The organism is Luteimicrobium subarcticum (assembly GCF_002798015.1).
Lineage (GTDB): Bacteria > Actinomycetota > Actinomycetes > Actinomycetales > Cellulomonadaceae > Luteimicrobium > Luteimicrobium subarcticum.
The window spans coordinates 946,887-963,076 of record NZ_PGTZ01000006.1 but is presented as its reverse complement, the minus strand read 5'-3'; the positions used below and the strand labels follow the sequence as shown (position 1 = coordinate 963,076).

Annotated in this window: 10 protein-coding genes; 3 read left to right on the top strand and 7 right to left on the bottom strand. The window is 75.9% G+C overall.

Annotation, left to right across the window (positions count from 1 at the left end; all coding sequences use genetic code 11):
- Nucleotides 1-18: 18 nt before the first annotated feature.
- Entirely contained in the window at nt 19-696 is a 678-nt protein-coding gene (locus CLV34_RS04975; protein ID WP_100349061.1) for a Crp/Fnr family transcriptional regulator, read from the bottom strand.
- Between the two features lie 259 nt (nt 697-955).
- Here CLV34_RS04975 and CLV34_RS16300 point away from each other — a divergent pair, with 259 nt between their 5' ends.
- Entirely contained in the window at nt 956-1,366 is a 411-nt protein-coding gene (locus tag CLV34_RS16300; protein WP_157803700.1) for a DoxX family membrane protein, read from the top strand.
- 45 nt (nt 1,367-1,411) lie between these two features.
- Here the strand turns inward: CLV34_RS16300 and CLV34_RS04965 are convergent, their stop codons facing one another.
- Nucleotides 1,412-2,224 carry a hypothetical protein gene (locus tag CLV34_RS04965; protein WP_100349060.1) on the bottom strand — a complete coding sequence of 271 codons (813 nt, stop codon included), beginning with the start codon at nt 2,222-2,224 and terminating at the stop codon, nt 1,412-1,414.
- 135 nt (nt 2,225-2,359) lie between these two features.
- Here CLV34_RS04965 and nth point away from each other — a divergent pair, with 135 nt between their 5' ends.
- On the top strand, nt 2,360-3,055 hold the full coding sequence (nth, locus tag CLV34_RS04960) for an endonuclease III (protein ID WP_100349059.1): 696 nt from the start codon (nt 2,360-2,362) through the stop codon (nt 3,053-3,055).
- 5 nt (nt 3,056-3,060) lie between these two features.
- Here the strand turns inward: nth and CLV34_RS04955 are convergent, their stop codons facing one another.
- The 4 genes from CLV34_RS04955 to recC all read right to left on the bottom strand — a co-directional run bounded on the left by CLV34_RS04955 (nt 3,061) and on the right by recC (nt 12,845).
- Nucleotides 3,061-3,747 carry a DUF2510 domain-containing protein gene (locus tag CLV34_RS04955; protein WP_100349058.1) on the bottom strand — a complete coding sequence of 229 codons (687 nt, stop codon included), beginning with the start codon at nt 3,745-3,747 and terminating at the stop codon, nt 3,061-3,063.
- A 91-nt stretch (nt 3,748-3,838) separates the two neighbouring features.
- On the bottom strand, nt 3,839-5,755 hold the full coding sequence (recD, locus tag CLV34_RS04950; protein WP_100349057.1) for an exodeoxyribonuclease V subunit alpha: 1,917 nt from the start codon (nt 5,753-5,755) through the stop codon (nt 3,839-3,841).
- On the bottom strand, nt 5,752-9,237 hold the full coding sequence (locus tag CLV34_RS04945; protein WP_100349056.1) for a UvrD-helicase domain-containing protein: 3,486 nt from the start codon (nt 9,235-9,237) through the stop codon (nt 5,752-5,754). Before CLV34_RS04945 ends, recD begins: the two co-directional genes overlap by 4 nt.
- A complete protein-coding gene (gene recC, locus CLV34_RS04940; protein WP_100349055.1) occupies nt 9,234-12,845 on the bottom strand; it encodes an exodeoxyribonuclease V subunit gamma in 3,612 nt (1,203 codons plus the stop codon). The genes CLV34_RS04945 and recC overlap by 4 nt, the downstream gene beginning before the upstream one ends.
- A gap of 264 nt (nt 12,846-13,109) precedes the next feature.
- Between recC and CLV34_RS04935 the strand changes: the two genes are divergently transcribed.
- Complete coding sequence (locus CLV34_RS04935) at nt 13,110-14,780, top strand: nuclease-related domain-containing DEAD/DEAH box helicase (RefSeq protein WP_100349234.1); 1,671 nt, start codon at nt 13,110-13,112, stop codon at nt 14,778-14,780.
- A 3-nt stretch (nt 14,781-14,783) separates the two neighbouring features.
- On the opposite strand, the gene CLV34_RS04930 is transcribed toward CLV34_RS04935, so the two are convergent.
- Nucleotides 14,784-15,914 carry a ScyD/ScyE family protein gene (locus CLV34_RS04930; RefSeq protein ID WP_100349054.1) on the bottom strand — a complete coding sequence of 377 codons (1,131 nt, stop codon included), beginning with the start codon at nt 15,912-15,914 and terminating at the stop codon, nt 14,784-14,786.
- Between the last annotated feature and the right edge of the window lie 276 nt (nt 15,915-16,190).

Genomic DNA, 16,190 nt, shown 5'->3' with positions numbered 1-16,190 from the left:
AGCGGGGCCCGGACGGGTTCAGCGGGCGCGGCGCTCCAGGCGGTCCATGTCCAGCAGGACGACCGCGCGACCCTCGCGGCGCACCCACCCGCGCGACGTGAAGTCGGCGAGCGCCTTGTTCACCGTCTCGCGGGACGCGCCGACGAGCTGCGCGAGCTCCTCCTGCGTGAGGTCGTGAGCGACCCGCACGCCGTCCGCCGTCTGCTCGCCGAAGCGGTGCGCGAGGTCGAGCAGGGCCTTGGCGACACGCCCTGGGACGTCCGAGAAGACGAGGTCGGCGAGGGTGTCGTTGGTGCGGCGCAGGCGCTGCGCGAGCGCGCGGAGCAGGTGCGTCGAGACGACGGGGTGCTCGCCCACCCACTCGACGAGCTGCTTGTTGTGCAGCTCGAACAGCAGGGCGTCCGACACGGCGCTCGCCGTGGCCGTGCGCGGCCCCGGGTCGAACAGCGACAGCTCGCCGAACATCTCGCCCGGGCCGAGGACGGAGAGCAGGTTCTCCCGGCCGTCGGGGGCACGCCGGCCGAGCTTGATCTTGCCGCGCGCGATCACGTACAAGCGGTCGCCCGGCTCTCCCTCGTGGAAGAGCACCTCGCCGCGCGTCAGCGACACCTTGGCCATCGACTCGAAGAGCTTGCGGGTCTCGTCAGGCTCCATGGTCGCGAAGAGCGGTGCCTTGAGAACAACCTCGTCGTCCACGCCGTCCAGTCCTTCGTCGTCGGGCCGGCGGCAGGGGGTCGAGACGCCGGCGTGCGGCGTGCGGGCCCGTGGGCGCAGCCGTGCCGCAGGTCACAGTCTGCCGCATTCCCGACGTCGCCGCCGCGAGCACGCGCCGCAACCGGGGCCGGACGTCCGCGCGACGCGTCCGCGGCGTCCGCCCGTGCGTCCGGGTGCGGGGGCTCGCGTGGCGCGAGAGGCTGCACCGGTCCCGACCCACCGATCACCGCGGAGAAGCCCGATGAGCCTCAGGTCCCTCGTCCCCGTCGTCGCCCGTCCCCTGCTCGCCTCGATCTTCGTGGTCGGCGGGTTGGACGCGTTCCAGAACCCCGCCGGCAAGGCGCCGGCCGCCGGGTCGGTGCTCGACCCCGTCCTCGACCAGATCCCCGCGGAGGTCGAGCCCGTGCAGGTCGTCAAGGCCGACGGGGCGCTCAAGGTCGTCGCCGGCGTCACCATGGGCCTCGGCATCTTCCCGCGCCTCTCGGCGCTCGCCCTCGCGGCGAGCCTCGTGCCGACGACGCTCGCCGGGCACCGCTACTGGGAGCACGAGGACGAGTCGGTGCGCCAGATGCAGAAGCTGCAGCTCGCGAAGAACGCGTCGATCCTCGGCGGGCTGCTGCTCGTGGCCGCCACGCCGCGACGGGAGCGGTAGCGGCGAGCGGTCTGCTGCGGGTGCTGCAGAGCGGGTGGCGCGGGGTCAGCGCACCACGTGCACGACGAGCGACGAGCTCGTCTTCGGCGCGTACGCCGCAGCCGGTCCGACGACGCCGCCGTAGGTCGCGGTGTAGGTCGCGGTCGCGTCGAGCGTCAGGGTGCGCGAGAACGCGCCCGTCGAGGTGGTGCGAGCCGTCGCGACGACCTTCTTGGGCGCGGAGCCGACCGGGTCGGCGTAGATCCGCACGATCTGACCCGCGAAGCCGCTGTACGCCGTGCTGCTGCCCGTCGGCAGGAGGCGGTTGAGCTGGCCCGTGAAGGCGACGCTGCCGCCGACGTGGGCGGTGCCGTGGTTCGAGTGCAGGCTGATGACGGTGGGGCGCTTGACGTGGAACGTGCGGTAGCTCTCGAAGAGCGTGGGGTAGTTCGGGGCGCCGCCGACGCCCATCGCGTCGACGACCCAGGTGCCACTCGCCGCGGTGTCACGGACGAGGAAGGCCGCCTTCAGGGTGGTGCCGGTGCCGCTGACCGCGAGGATGTTCGGCTCCTCCGCCGACGCGGGGCCGTAGGCGAGCGCGGCGACCTCGCCGGTCTGGAGCGCACGCGAGAGCGTGATGGTCACGTTGACGCGGACGCTGCCGTCGCGCACGACGGTGACGTCGGGGAGGGCCGTGACCGTGGCCTTGACCGTGGAGGCGGTGGTCGAGGCGTCGCCGGCCGTCGCGGCGAGCGCCGCGATGCGCGCGGTGGACGGACCCGAGGGGTCGGTCGTGCCTGCGGCGAGGGCGGGAGCTGCTGCGCCCGCGAGGACGAGGGCCCCGGTGAGGGCGGTGACGGTGAGCGACGTGCGGACCATGCTGGTGACTCGATTCTGACGCATGACCCCCTGTGGGTCGCCGCGTCGGCAGCGGGATAGTACAGGAAATTGCTGAAACGGCTTGCCAGGGGCAACCGACGGACACACGTCGGTGGCCCTCCCTAGGCTGGCGACGTGCCACGGTCCACCGCGCAAGCCCCCGCCCTCCGTCCCGCCGCGCCGGCGGTCTCGCACACCGCGCTCGTGCGCCGGGCGCGCAAGGTCGACCGGCTGCTCGCCGAGGCCTTCCCCGACGCCCGCTGCGAGCTCGACTTCACGAACCCGCTCGAGCTGCTCGTCGCCACGGTGCTCTCGGCCCAGACGACGGACGTGCGCGTCAACCAGGTCACCCCGACCCTGTTCTCGCGCTACCCCGACGCGGCCGGGTACGCCGCCGCCGACCGCGACGAGCTCGAGACCCTCCTGCGTCCGCTCGGGTTCTTCCGGGCCAAGGCGACGTCCCTGCTCGGGCTCGGGCAGGCGCTCGTGGAGCGCTTCGACGGCGACGTGCCGGGGCGGCTCGCCGACCTCGTCACGCTGCCCGGGGTCGGTCGCAAGACGGCGAACGTCGTCCTCGGGAACGCGTTCGGCGTCCCCGGCATCACCGTCGACACGCACGTCAAGCGGGTCTCGACACGCCTCGGGTGGACCACCCAGGACGACCCCGTGAAGATCGAGGCCGACATCGCCGCCCTCATCCCGCGCAAGGACTGGACGATGATGTCGCACCGCCTGATCTTCGAGGGCCGCCGCGTGTGCGCGGCGCGCAAGCCCGCGTGCGGCCGCTGCGCCGTCGCCGCGCTCTGCCCGTCGGCGGGGACGTCCGGGTAGACCGCTCAGGTCGACCTCAGCGGAGACCTGTCCGAGAAGGTCAGGTACACGTAGTCGTCCGGCTCGAGGTCGACCACGCCGAACAGGTCGCCGTGGCGCCCGTTCGTGTACGTCGCCTCGAACCGGCACACGAGCACGAGCGTCTTGCCCGACGCCGGGGTGTCGGCGGTGTCCTGCCGGTCCAGGAGCTTCGTGGTGCGCGTGATGTCCGACGGACGGTCCGAGGTCGACTGCCAGTAGTACGACGGGTTCGTGAGCGCCTCGTGGCGCAGGTCGGCGCATGTCGAGTCGCCGTCGGGCCCCGACGTCACCCAGCCGTCGTCCGGCGACGTGTCCGGCGACGGGTTCGTGCCCGCTCCCGCGGACACGGCGCCGGCGTCGTCGCTCGTGGCGGCGAGGACGACCAGCGCACCGAGACCGCCGCCGACCAGGAACGCGACGACGGCGGCACCCAGCACCCACGCGACCGTCGTCGACCGCCGCACCGTCGCGCGCGGTGACGGCGCGGTGCGCGCCGGCGCGGTGTGCGGTGTCCACCGTGCCCCGTCGAACCACCGGACCTGGCCGGGGACGGCTGGGTCGGGGAACCAGCCGGGCGCGTGCGCCGAGGGGGCTGACGGTGCCGCCGGGAGTGGCGCCGCGGGCGGCCCGAAGGGTGGGGTCGGGAGGGGCGGCTCGGGGGTGCTGGTCATCGGTTCCGTCCTGCGGGCGCGCCGTCGGTGCGACGGCGGGACGCACGATACCCCTGTCGTCGGGCGGCACCGGGGGGCACTGGCGACACCGTCACGCGCCGCCCGGTCGTCTCGACCCTGCCAGGCCGCTCGCGCGCCGGACCGGTCGTGCCACGGCGGCGAGCACCGCCTCGGCGGTCCCGACGACGCGGACGAGGTCCTTCGCGCGCGTGACCGCGGTGTAGAGGAGCTCGCGGGTCAGCAGGGGGGACGTCGCGGGCGGCAGCACCACGGTCACGTGGTCGAACTGGCTGCCCTGCGCGCGGTGGACCGTCATCGCGTACACGGGGTCCGTCACCGGGAGCCGGTGCGGCGGCACGAGGTGCACGGACTGCGGGTCGCCGAACGCGACCGTCACCCCGTCGCCCTGCGCGACCACCACGCCGGTGTCGCCGTTGGAGAGACGGGTGGTGCGGTCGTTCGTCGTGACGAGCAGGGGTCGACCGACGGGCCAGGCGGAGCGGTCGTGCGGTCCCGTCGCCTCTGCGACCCAGCCCTCGGCCAGCGCCGCCCAGCGCGCGACCCCCGCCGGACCGCGCCGGTGCGCGACGAGCAGGCGGTGCGCGCCGAGGGCACGCAACGCTCCCTCGGCGTCGCCGGCGCGCGCCGCGGACACCGTGGCCGCGCCCGCGCGTTCGACGTCGGCACGCACCGGACCGAGCGCGTCGACGTCCACCAGGTCGTCGTCCGACTCGAGGAGCTCGACGTGCTCACCCCCGGCGCGCAGCAGCGCGAGGGCGGCCGGGCCGTCACCCGCGTTGATCGCGTCGGCGAGCGCGCCGAGCTCTTCGCCGAACCGGTGCCGCACGGTCAGCTCGACGACGCAGCCGGCCCGCGGTCCGAGCCACGCGACGAGGTCGCCGAGGACCGCCCCGACCTCGACGGACGCGAGCTGGTGCCGGTCGCCGACGAGCACCAGCCGGGCGTCGGGGCGCAGCGCGTCCAGGACGCGTGCCAGCAGCGGGAGCGACACCATCGACGCCTCGTCGACGACCACCACGTCGTGGGGGAGCCGGTTGGCCCGGTCGTGCCGGAACCGCGTGGTGCTGCCGGGGACGGTCCGGAGCAGCGCGTGGATCGTCGTGGCGTGCACCGGTCCGAGGGGAAGGTTGTCGCCGAGCTCCTGCAGCTGCGTGTCGACGGACTCCTGGAGCCGGGACGCTGCCTTGCCCGTGGGGGCGCAGAACGCGACCCGGAGCGGAACGGCCGGGTCGGACGCGCCGGGTTCGACCGGTGGACGAGAGGTGGCCGCGAGCTGCTGGAGCGTGGCCACGAGCCGCGCGACGGTCGTCGTCTTGCCCGTCCCGGGTCCACCGGTGAGCACGGTGAGCCGGGACCGCGCCGCGGTCGCCGCGGCGTCGACCTGCGCGCCGTCGGCCGTCGGCGGGAAGCAGCGCGCGAGGGCGTCCGCGAGAGAGGGCTCGTCGACGGGCAGCGCGGACGCGAGCCGCGCGGTGACGGCGCTGCGCACCGCCTGCTCGTCCCGCCAGTACCGGTCGAGGTAGACGAGGCCGTCGACGAGCCGGACGGGACGGTCCGTTGGGCCTTCCGCCCCGAGCGACACCGCCGGGCTGGCGGCGAGCGCACGGTGCCAGGCTGCGGGCTCGGGCCACGGGAGAGCCGCCACGCTCGGGCGGTCCGACGGTGCGGCGGCCTCGGTCTCGACCGCGACGTCTTCACCCGCGATGTCCTCCGCGACGAGGTCCGGCGCGGTCCGCAGGTCGAAGCACACCGATCCGGCCCGCAGGGCGCGCACGGCGAGCGCCGCAGCCAGGTGGACGGTCTCGTCGGGCTCGCCGGTCAGACGGCCGAGACGTTCGGCGGTCCGCACGTCCGCGGCCGTGAGCACGCCCGCGCGGGCGAACGCACCCAGCAGCGGCCCGGCGCGCCACGGGACGGTCGGGTCGCCGTCGGGCACGGCGTCCAGCGGGGGAGTGCTCGCTGCGGCGCGGGGGAGCGTCTCGGTCATCGGGGCACGGTCCCTTCGGGTGGCGCGCCGTCGAGCAGCGCGGACAGCGCGACGACGAGCGAGGTCGGCGGCCGCCAGGACAGCACGCCGCAGGGCCACGGGTCCGGGCTGCCGTGGGCGCGCCCGGGCGCGGGGACGACCGGGGTGTCGGGCCCGCACATGCCACGGACGAACAGGTACGCGCCGCCACCGAGGTGCCCGTCGGGGTCGTACCCGGCGAGGCGCCAGCGCAGGTAGCGGTGCAGCGCCACCGTATACAGGAGGAGCTGGAGCGGGTAGTGCGAGTCGCCCATGGCGCGCACGAGCGCGTCGGGGCGGTAGTGCCAGGCGGTGAGCGGTTCGCCGGGTGGCGCGAGCCTGTTCGTCTTGTAGTCCACGACGACGTACCGGTGACCGGCCGGACCGGGTACCCGCAGGACGGCGTCGATGCTCCCGGTGAGGTAGCCGCGGAAGGCGTCATCGCCGAGCTCGGTGAGCTGGTCGGCGTAGGACGCGAACGGGTCGTCGGGCGCGAGGTGCACGCGCAGGAGGTCGGCGATCGCGCGCAGCGTGGGGTCGCGTCGTGCCGCGTCGTGCCGGTCGCCGCCCGCGAGCGGCAGCTCGAACTCGAGCTCGGCGAGCCGGTCCGCGGCGGGCAGCTGGGCGAGCGTGCGGCCACCCAGCAGCGGTCCGCACGGCGTGTGCAGCGACGGCAGGAGCGCGGACGCGAGGCGTGCCGGCTGGATGCCGAGCGCGGGGGCCAGGCCGGTGGCCTCGCACCGGGCCCGGACCTCCGCCTCGAGGTCGTCCGAGTGCGTGTCGGTGTGCTCGAGGACGGCGTGCACGAGCGTGCCGAACGCGGTGCCGCCCGGGAGGTCGTCGAGCGGCGACGGCACGCTGCGGAGCCCGTCGTGGTCGTGGTCGTGGTCGTGGTCGTGGTCCTGGTCGTGGTCGGGCGAGGACGCGACGACGGACCCCGCCGCGACCGCGTCGAGCGGCCCGTCGGGCTCGTCCTGGACGCCCGGCGTCTCGGGCTCGTCGGCGACGCCGGCGCGCAGCGGTGAGGCGGGGCCGGCTGGTCCTGCGTCGTGCGCGTGCGCCGTGAGTCCCGAGTAGGAGGTGCGCCGCCAGGTGGTGTCGACGGTGCGCCCGAACCGCGCGACGGCGAGCTCGGCGTGCGCACCCGGCGGACGGACCCAGGTCGCGGGCACCGGCCACGCGGAGACCGGCTCGTGCGCGACGGTGCCGCCGCTCGTCGCGGCGAAGGCGTCGAAACGGTCCCCGGCGACGTCGTCGGACGGCACGGGCGCGTTCGGCGCGGGTCGGCCGTCGACGTCCCGCTCGCCCAGCACCAGGCGTCCGACGGCTCCCGCGCCGGTCACGGTGCTCGGCGCCCACCAGACGAACACCTGGCTGCTGGCCCGGGTCAGGGCGACGTAGGCGAGGCGGAGGTCCTCGCCGAGCTCCTCCGCGCGGTGCCGGGCCAGGGCGTCGTCGTAGCCGGGGCTGCCCGGGCCGCCGACGTGGAGACGCCGCTCGCCCGACGCGTCGTGGTGGTGCAGCACCTCGGGGGAGCGCGGCAGCCACCGGTCCCACTGGAACGGGACCATCACGACGGGGTACTCGAGCCCCTTCGCCGCGTGCACCGTGACGACCTGCACCGCGGCCGCGTCCGTCTCGAGGCGGCGCGAGCGCTCGTCCGTGTAGTCGGTCTCGGCGTCGTCGATGCGGGCGCGCAGCCACTCGACGAGCGCGGCACCGCCGATGCCTTCGTCGCGTGCGGTCGCGTGGAGGACCTCGCCGACGTGGCGGACGTCGGTGAGCAGGCGCTCGCCGTCGGTGCGGCGCAGCAGCCGCTCGTGCAGCCCGGCGGACGTCGTCGCGTCGAGGAGCGCCGCCACTCCCCGGTCGGCAAGGACGCGCGACCAGGCGCGCAGGGTGTCGGCCAGGTCCTCGCGCTCGGGGTCGTCGGCCAGGGCGAGCCGGCGGGCGTCCCATCCGACGAACGGGGTGAGCGCCGCGGCGCCCGCCTTGCCGGGCTCGCCGGTGCTCGCCAGCGCGCCCAGCAGGGCGAGCCAGTCGCGCGCGGCGGGCGACCCGAACACGCTCGACAGTCCCGAGACGACCGCCGGCACGCCCGCCGTCGTGAGCGCGCCCTGGACGTCGACGGCCTGCTTGTTGCTGCGCACGAGCACCGCGACGTCCCCGGGCTCGACCGGTCTCGTGCCGTCGCCGTGCCGCAGCCGGGAGCCCGTCAGCGACCGCACCACCTGTGTCACCACGTCGTCGACGACGAGCGCGCGGACGCGACCGACGATGGGCGCCCTCGATCCGGTCGCGCCCGCCGCGGCACGCGTGACACGGCGGACCACCACGGGTGGCCCGCCCTCGAGCCGCCGCTCGTGGTGCGCTGCGGCGACCGGGTGCACGACGATCGCCGGGTCGCCGAGCGCCGCCCCGCCGAACAGGTGACCCAGGCCCGCGAGGACGGGCTCGTCGGTCCGCCAGCTCGTGCCCAGCGTGGCGTGCGTCGCGACGCGCGTGGCGCGCAGGTACGTGTGCACGTCCGCGCCGCGGAACGCGTAGATGGCCTGCTTCGGGTCGCCGACGAGCACGAGCGTGCGGTGCCCGTGGAACGCCCGCTCGAGCACCTCCCACTGCACCGGGTCGGTGTCCTGGAACTCGTCGACGAGCACGACGTCGAACCGCTCCCGCACGCGGGCCGCGGCCGCGTCGCCCGACTCCGGGTGGGCGAGCGCGTCGCGCAGCAGGACGAGGAGGTCGTCGTAGTCGACGACGTGGGCGAGGCGCTTGCGCCGGTCCAGCTCGCGGCGCACCGCACGGGCCAGCCCGAACCGGTCCGCGGCCGGTGTGCCGGGCTCCGCGTCCTCGGGCGCGAGCCGCGCGGCGTGGTCGCTCACGGCCTGACGGGCGACCGTCCGCGCGGTGCTCACGTCGAGCGTCGCGGCGGTGCTGGGCGCGTACTTCGCGAGGTAGAGGTCGTCGACGACCTCCGCCTCGAGGTCGGCGACGTCCGGCAGGAGCGGCGTGCCGGGTTCGGCGACGCCGCCCGACGTCGCCGTGCCGAGGGCCGACAGCATCTGCTGGCAGAACCCGTGCGTCGTCGTGATCGTCGCGGCGTCGACCTCGGCGAGCGCGCGCGTCAGGCGTGACCGGCGGGCGGCGAGGTCGGTCGCGTCGGTCGCGGCGAGGTGCCGGACGAGCTCGTCCGGGTGGCTCGCAGCCGCCGGGTCGCGCAGGGCGCGCTCGGTGGTCACGAGGCGCTCGCGCACCCGGTCCCGCAGCTCGCTCGTGGCGTTGCGCCCGAACGTCACCACGAGGAGCTGCGGCAGGCGTGCCACGCCCTCGGCGACGTACCGCGTCACGAGCGCCGCGATGGTGAACGTCTTGCCCGTGCCGGCGCTCGCCTCGAGGACCGTGGTCCCGGTGGGCAGCGGCCCGCAGACGTCGAACACGGCCGTGGTGCCGGCGGGTGCCGTCATGCGGCGCCTCCGTCCTCGTGGGCGAGCAGCGGGTCCCAGACGAGCCGTGCGAGCGTGCCGAACCGGGTCGGCTCGCCGGGGCATGCTGCGCGTTCGAGATCCGTCGGGACGCCGGCGATCCGGGCGAGGTCGAAGCCGGCGCCCCAGGCGAGCGCGTCGTACTCGTCCTCGTCGAACGCGTCCGCGAGGGTGCGCTGCGCGGCGTCGAGCGCGATCTCGGGAGCGGCGTGCCCGGCCCGCTCCCGTGCGTACGTCTCCGCGGGGTCGACCGGGAGCGGGAGCGGTTCGCGCAGCGCGGCGTCGTGGACGGCGACGAGCGCGGCGAGCAGGCGCTCCGCCTGGCCGTGCTCGGGTGCGGCGAGGGTGCGCACCGAGGCCGTCGGACGTCGACCGGGCCCGCGGCCGACCGTCACGGCACGCCACGCGCCGGCCGGAGCGTCGCGCTCGGACGCGGCGAGGGCGAGCACGTGGACCCAGGCGCGCAGCCGGTGCTTGGGGGCGAGGCGGGAGTAGGTCGCGCGCGTCACGGTGCGTCCGCGCACCCCGGGCACCGTCCCGGCCAGGACGCGACCCGCCGGCAGGGTGACGGTCACGTCGACGGCCGACGCGTCACCGTCCAGGGACGGGCGCGCCGCCGTGGCGACGGCGTCGGCGCGCGCGGCGACCTCGTCGAGGGCGGCGCCGCCGAGCCGCCCTGGCGGCATGGTGCCGCGGCGCCGCTCGGCCGCGAACGCGCGCTGCAGGTCCGACCTGCCGAGCGCGGCCGCGAGCAGGCGCTCGCCCGACGCCCAGGCGTCGAGCGGGGCGAGGACCAGCGGGATGCGGTCGTCGAGGTCCTCGGCGTCGCGCGGCAGCGTCGCACCGAGCCGCCGCCGGACGAACGTGCGCGTCGGGTGCTCGAGCACGGCCACGAGGGTGTCGAGCTCGACGGTGGTTCGCTCGTCCCCGGTCACCGGGTCGGGCAGCGGGGCGTCGAGGAGCACGGCGTGGCCCGCCCGCGGACGCCGCGCGACGAGCGCCGCGTCCCGTTCGACGACGTCGAAGCTGAACGGGCCGGGGCGTCCGAGGGCGTCGCGCGTGAAGTTGCGCTCGTCGACGGCCTGGAGCGGGTGGTGCACGACGAGCGACGCGCGGGCCGTGGTCGGGGTGCCGTCCGGACCGTGCAGGTCGACCGCCTCGTCGATCGCGTCGAGCAGCTCGCCGACAGGTACCGCGGGGGGCATCGGTCGCCCGGTCCGTTCGTCCGCACCCGAGTGGACCACCACGAGGTGGTCGGACGCGCTCATGACCGCGTCGAGGAAGAGCTGGCGGTCCTCGGCCCTGCGGTCGCGCTCGCCGACGAGGGGGTCGCGGGCCAGCACGTCGTCGCCGTGGGTCGTGGTGACCCGCGGGAAGGCGGCGTCATCCATGCCGAGCAGGCACACGACGCGGTGCGGCACGGCCCGCATGGGCTCGAGCGAGCACACCGTCACGGCGCCCGTGCGGAATCCGGCGCGGGTGGGCCGGCCGGCGAGCCGGGGGGCGAGCAGCGCCACCACGTCGGGCAGCCGCAGCCGGGATCCTGCGGCGCCATCGTCGGTCCCCGGCGCCCCTGAAGCGCCCGACGCACCGGTGGCGGACGCGCGCGCGTCCGCGAGCACCGCGCGCGCTTCGACGCGCTGCCACTGGGCCGGCGCGGCGACGTCGCCGAGCAGGGTGAGGAGCGTGTCGAGCGTGTCGAACCAGGCGTGCGCGGGGTGCTCGCCGCGCAGCGCGTCCAGGACACCGGTCAACCGGTCGACGAGCTCCGCGAACCGACCCGCGAGCTCGACGTCGGTGCTGCCGACGTCGTCGAGCGGGAGGGTCGCCCCGAGGAACCGGTCGTCCTCGTCGGCCATCGCGACACCGAGGAGCAGACGGTCGATCGCGGCCTCCCACGTGCCCTGGCCCACGGCACCGAGCCCGAACCGTGCGCGCCGGGTCGCGTCCTCGCCCCACCGGACGCCGGACCGCAGCGCCCACGCACGCAGGCGTTCGAGGTCGGTGTCGTCGAAGCCGAACCGGCGGCGCACCGCCTCGAGCCCGGCGAGGTCGACGACCGCCGACGCCGTGACGCGCGAGCCGGCGAGCTCGAGCACGTCGGCGACGACCCGCAGCAGCGGGTTGGTGCGCGCGGGGGACCGGTCGGCCACCCGGACGCGCAGCGTGCGACCGGGGTGCGGGGGACGCCCTCCACCGCCGCGCCCACCGCTGCCGGACGCGGGGCCGTCGACCCCGTCCACGTCCCCCGGGGCGCCGAACGTCGCGACGACGAGCGGGGCGAACGCCTCGACGTCGGGGCACAGCACGACGACGTCGCGCGGCTCGAGGCTCGGGTCGTCGGCCAGCAGCCCGACGACGGCCTCCCGCAGCACCTCGACCTGGCGGGACCGGCCGTGGCACGCGTGCACCTGGACGGACCGGTCCGCCGCGGCGCCGGCTGCGCGGTCGCCCGTGGAGCCGACGGCGCCCCGGGAGTCGGCGCGCAGGGCCGACTGGAGCAGCCCGAGCACAGTGGGGGGCGGCGGGGGTGCCGGGTGGTGGAGCACCTCGGCGCCGCGAGCCGCGAGCCGCAGGCCGAGCTCGGTCGCGTCCTGCGCGAGGGAGCCCAGGAGGGGTGCCGACGCGAGGTCGGGGACGTCGGCGCGCCGCGGGGCGTGCGCCGCGCCGGCCGGGGCCGTGGTCGCCCAGCGGGACGTGCGCTGCCACAGGGCGTCCGACGGGTGCGGTAGCCACAGGTGCACGTCGCGGTGCGCGGCCAGAGCGTCGAGCACGTCGAGGTGGGCCTCCGGCAGGCGCGTCGGGCCGAACACGGAGAGCCGCTGCGGGAGGTCGGCGAGCGCCGGGTCGTCCCGCAGTGCGCGGGTCGCCACGGCGAGACGTCCGGCCGGGTCGGGGACGTCGAGGCGGGCGCGGACCGCGCGCCACAGGTGCGCCTGCCAGACGAGGTCGTCGGGCAGCGGCACGCCGCACCCGTCGTCGTCGCGCCCGGCGGCCCATCCGACCGTCAGGGAGGGTCGCTGCGACGCGTAGGAGGAGAAGCGGCCGGCGACCGCCTGTGCGAGCCGCATGCGCCGTCCGGCGCGCACCCCGTCGTCGGGCCCGCTCCCCGGCGGGTCCACGAGGTACCGGGTGAGGGGCGCCGCCCACGGTTCCCGCTCGCCGACCGCCCGGTCGACCACGTCGAGGACGTGCCACGCCAAGCGTTCGGGCTGCCAGGGGTCGTCGTCCGGGTCGATGCCCGACGCGGCCGCGACCGCGCGGTGCACCAGGCGCGCGGGCGACGCGAACGCCACGTTGGCGCACACCCCGGACTCGGCGACCGTGCCGTCCGGGGCGCCGTCCCCGTTGCCGTCCCCGGCGGCGGAGGGGGCGCCCAGGGCGCCCAGCCGGTGCGACAGCCGTTGCGCGACCCACCGTTCGACGCCTCGCGTGGGGACGGCCACGACCTCGGGTGCGAAGGGGTCGGCCGGCGGGTCGGTGGCGAGGAGCTCCGCGAGCGTGTCGACGAGCACGTCCGCGCGCTCGGAGGTGTGGGCTCGCAGGCCGCGCCCGCCGGATGCCGCGTCGGATGCCGCGCCGGATGCCATGCCGCCCCCTCGTCCTCGCAGGTCGTCAACCGGATCGCTCGGTCGATCGGTCGTCGGCAACGTAGCAGCGCGGACCGACACGTGCCGGTCGGTCCGGCTCGCCCGACGACGCCTGTGGATGTGCACACCTGTGCCCGGGCGTGTGGACAACCGTCGGCATCGCGGGGCGGCCACGACGCCGCCCGACGCGGCCCGCGGGTGAAGTCGCCGGTCGTCCACCCGGAGACTGTTCCGTTCACCCGACGAACCGTGTACACCGGGCACATGCCTCGCCTCTACCCGCCGTCGCCGCACTTCCCGGACGACGGCGGCGCCGAGCACGCCGTATGGCGCGCGCTCGCCGACCAGCTCCCCGACGACGCCGTCCTGTTCTGGGGGCTGCGGCTCGTGCTGGACGCGCACGAGCACGAGATCGACGGGCTCGTGCTGTGGCCCGGCTTCGGTGTCGCGGCCGTCGAGGTCAAGGGCGGTCACGTCACCCGGTCCGGTGGGGCCTGGTGGCAGGGCAGCGGCGAGACCCGGCACCGGATCGACCCCGTCGGGCAGGTCCAGGGCGCCCGCCACGCCCTCCAGACGCTCCTGGCCCGACGCGGCGCACCCGGGTCGGGCGCCCGCTTCGCCCACCTCGTCGCGCTGCCGCACGTCTTCGCGCCGGCTGCCTGGGACGCGGTGGACCTGCCCCGTGGCCTCCTCGTCGACCGTGCCGACCTCGAGACGGGGCTCGGGGTCGCGCACCGTGTCCGCACGGCGCTCACCGCCCACGGGTCCGGGTGGGGCGACCTGGACGCCGCCGCCGTCGACGCGATCGTCGCCACGCTCGAGTGCGAGCTGCCCAGCCAGGTCGAGTCCCTCCTCGCCGCAGCCCGGCACGAGTCCCGCGTCGACCAGCTGACGCGTGACCAGGCGCGCCTCGTCGACGTCCTGCGGAACTTCCCGAGGTTCCGCGTCGTCGGCGGTGCCGGCAGCGGCAAGACATGGGTCGCGCTGGAGCAGGCACGACGCCGTGCCCGCGCGGGCGAACGCGTCGCCCTGCTCTGCTACTCCCGCGGCCTCGGGCGCTACCTCGAGCGCGTCACCGCGACCTGGCCCGCCCGGGACCGGCCCGCCTACGTCGGTCTGTTCCACGACCTGCCCGTCCGGTGGGGCGCCGCACCCGGCGCCGACGACGACCCCGACCACTGGGAGACGACCCTCCCGCGAGAGCTCGGCCGGCTCGCCGCCGAGCAGCCCCACGCCGAGCTGTTCGACACCGTCGTGGTCGACGAGGCCCAGGACTTCGGCGACCTGTGGTGGCCCAGCCTGCTGCGCTGCCTGCGCGACCCCGACCACGGTGGCCTCTTCGTCTTCATGGACGAGGGGCAGCGGGTCTTCCCGCGCGACGGGGTCGTCCCCATCGACCTGCCGCCCTTCGTCCTGGACGAGAACCTGCGCTCCACCAAGCAGATCGCGCAGACCTTCGGGGCGCTCGCAGACGAGCGCCTGCGCCCGCGCGGCCTCGACGGGCCGCCGGTACGCGTCCTCGACGTGCCGGCGCAGGACGCGGTCGGCGCGGCCGACGACGTCGTCGAGGTGCTGCTCGACGAGGGGTGGGGCGCGGGCCGCGTCGCGCTGCTGACGACGGGGTCGCGGCACCCGGCGCAGGTCACGGACGTCGCGGCGGTGGGGCACGCCGCCTACTGGGACCGGTTCTTCGCCGAGGAGGACGTGTTCTACGGGCACGTCCTCGGGTTCAAGGGCCTGGAGCGGCCGGCGGTCGTGCTGGCGGTCAACGGGTTCCGCGACACGGCGCTGGCTCGCCGCATGCTCTACACGGGCATGTCGCGGGCACGGTCGCTGCTCGTCGTCGTGGGGCCGCGGGCGCTCGTCGAGGAGGTGGGCGGGGAGGCCGTCCGCCGGCGGCTCGCGCGGGCGGACGTCCTCCCCGACGCCCTGTGACGGTCAGCGACGGTGGTGGAACCACCCTCGCCAGGACGCGTGGCCCTTGCTGAGCTGGACGATCGTGCCCGGGGCGGCCGGGTCGTCGTTCGCCAGCGTGGCGGCCCAGACGGACCCGTCGGAGCGGGTCTCGATCGCGACGACGCCCGGCAGGTCGACGTACGTCGAGACCTTGCCGTGCTGCACCACGGAGACCTTGCCGCCGAACAGCTCGGCGACGTAGATCTCGCCGCGGCTGCCGATCGCCAGGTTGGTCGCGCCGAGGAACCCGGACGCGATCCGCGTGGCGTGGCCGGAGCGCGGGTCGACCTTCCACACCGCGCCGCGCGCACCGAGCTCCGGTCCCTCGGGGCCGCCCGGGAGCGTGGTCACGTAGAGCATCCCGTCGCGCCCGACCTCGACGTCCGTGGGGACGGGCTCGAACGCGTAGGTGACGCCGACGACGCAGTCGGGCAGCCCGAGCGCGGCGGCCTGGTCGGCGGTGATCGTCGTCGGCTGCGGCGGCAGGACGGCCAGCGTGCTGATGTCGCCCGACGACGTGACCTTCCACAGGGTGTTCGCGCCGGCGTCCGCGACGACCCAGCTGCGACCGTAGGCCGCGACGGAGTAGGAGTGGGAGTCGACCTGGCCCGTGTACGACGCCGGGCCGCCGAGGGCCGCGAGCGCGTCGGACACGCACGGGCTGGGGTTGTCCACGCCGTAGTCGTTGACCTGGTCGGGGTTGTTCGCGGCCTCGTACGCGTGGGTGTCCGCGTACACGCGTGACCCGAGCGGACCCCAGATGTTGAGGCCCGACTCCGTGTTCTCGAACGTCTCCTCGTTCGAGACCGTCGTGGTGAACGCGAGGTACCGGCCGTCGGGGGAGAGGGCGATGCCGGACGCGCCGGGCTGGTCGGTCGCGAGCGGCACCGGGGCGCCCCCGGCACCGAGGCTCCCGACCATGTTCATGCCGCCGTCGGCGAACCAGACCTTGCCGAACGACAGGTCGAGGTTGAACGGCGCGGCGAGCTGGTCGGACCGGACGACGGGGTCGGGGGTGGGGGTGTGGCTGCCGTGGGCGTCGGCGACGGCGGGGGCGGAGGTGAGGAGCAGGCCGAGGGCGCCGAGCGCCGCGAGCTTTCGTGACGTACGCATGGGGTCTCCGAGGGGAGCGGTCTCCGGGGTGGAGCGGTGCGGGTGGCGCGTCCGTCGTGACGCGCGGCGGCGACGAGCAGGGCCCCTGGCGGCCTTGGGTCGCGTCAGCATGATCCGTGACGTACGTCACATCGGACCGTCACCCATCGTCCCGAGGCATCACAGTCGCGTCAACGGCCGCTCACAGGGAGGAGCGGGTGAAAACCCGCCACCCTGCCCCGCCGCCGCGCCCGCCCCGTCGCCGCGGTGGATCAGCGTCCGGTCGGCGGGGGGGGG

Coding starts and splice junctions, on each gene's coding strand:
- CLV34_RS16300 (WP_157803700.1), top strand. CDS start 956: ATGAGCCTCAGGTCCCTCGTCCCCGTCGTCGCCCGTCCCCTGCTCGCC.
- CLV34_RS04965 (WP_100349060.1), bottom strand. CDS start 2,224: ATGGTCCGCACGTCGCTCACCGTCACCGCCCTCACCGGGGCCCTCGTC.
- CLV34_RS04955 (WP_100349058.1), bottom strand. CDS start 3,747: ATGACCAGCACCCCCGAGCCGCCCCTCCCGACCCCACCCTTCGGGCCG.
- recD (WP_100349057.1), bottom strand. CDS start 5,755: ATGACCGAGACGCTCCCCCGCGCCGCAGCGAGCACTCCCCCGCTGGAC.
- CLV34_RS04945 (WP_100349056.1), bottom strand. CDS start 9,237: ATGACGGCACCCGCCGGCACCACGGCCGTGTTCGACGTCTGCGGGCCG.
- recC (WP_100349055.1), bottom strand. CDS start 12,845: ATGGCATCCGGCGCGGCATCCGACGCGGCATCCGGCGGGCGCGGCCTG.
- CLV34_RS04935 (WP_100349234.1), top strand. CDS start 13,110: ATGCCTCGCCTCTACCCGCCGTCGCCGCACTTCCCGGACGACGGCGGC.
- CLV34_RS04930 (WP_100349054.1), bottom strand. CDS start 15,914: ATGCGTACGTCACGAAAGCTCGCGGCGCTCGGCGCCCTCGGCCTGCTC.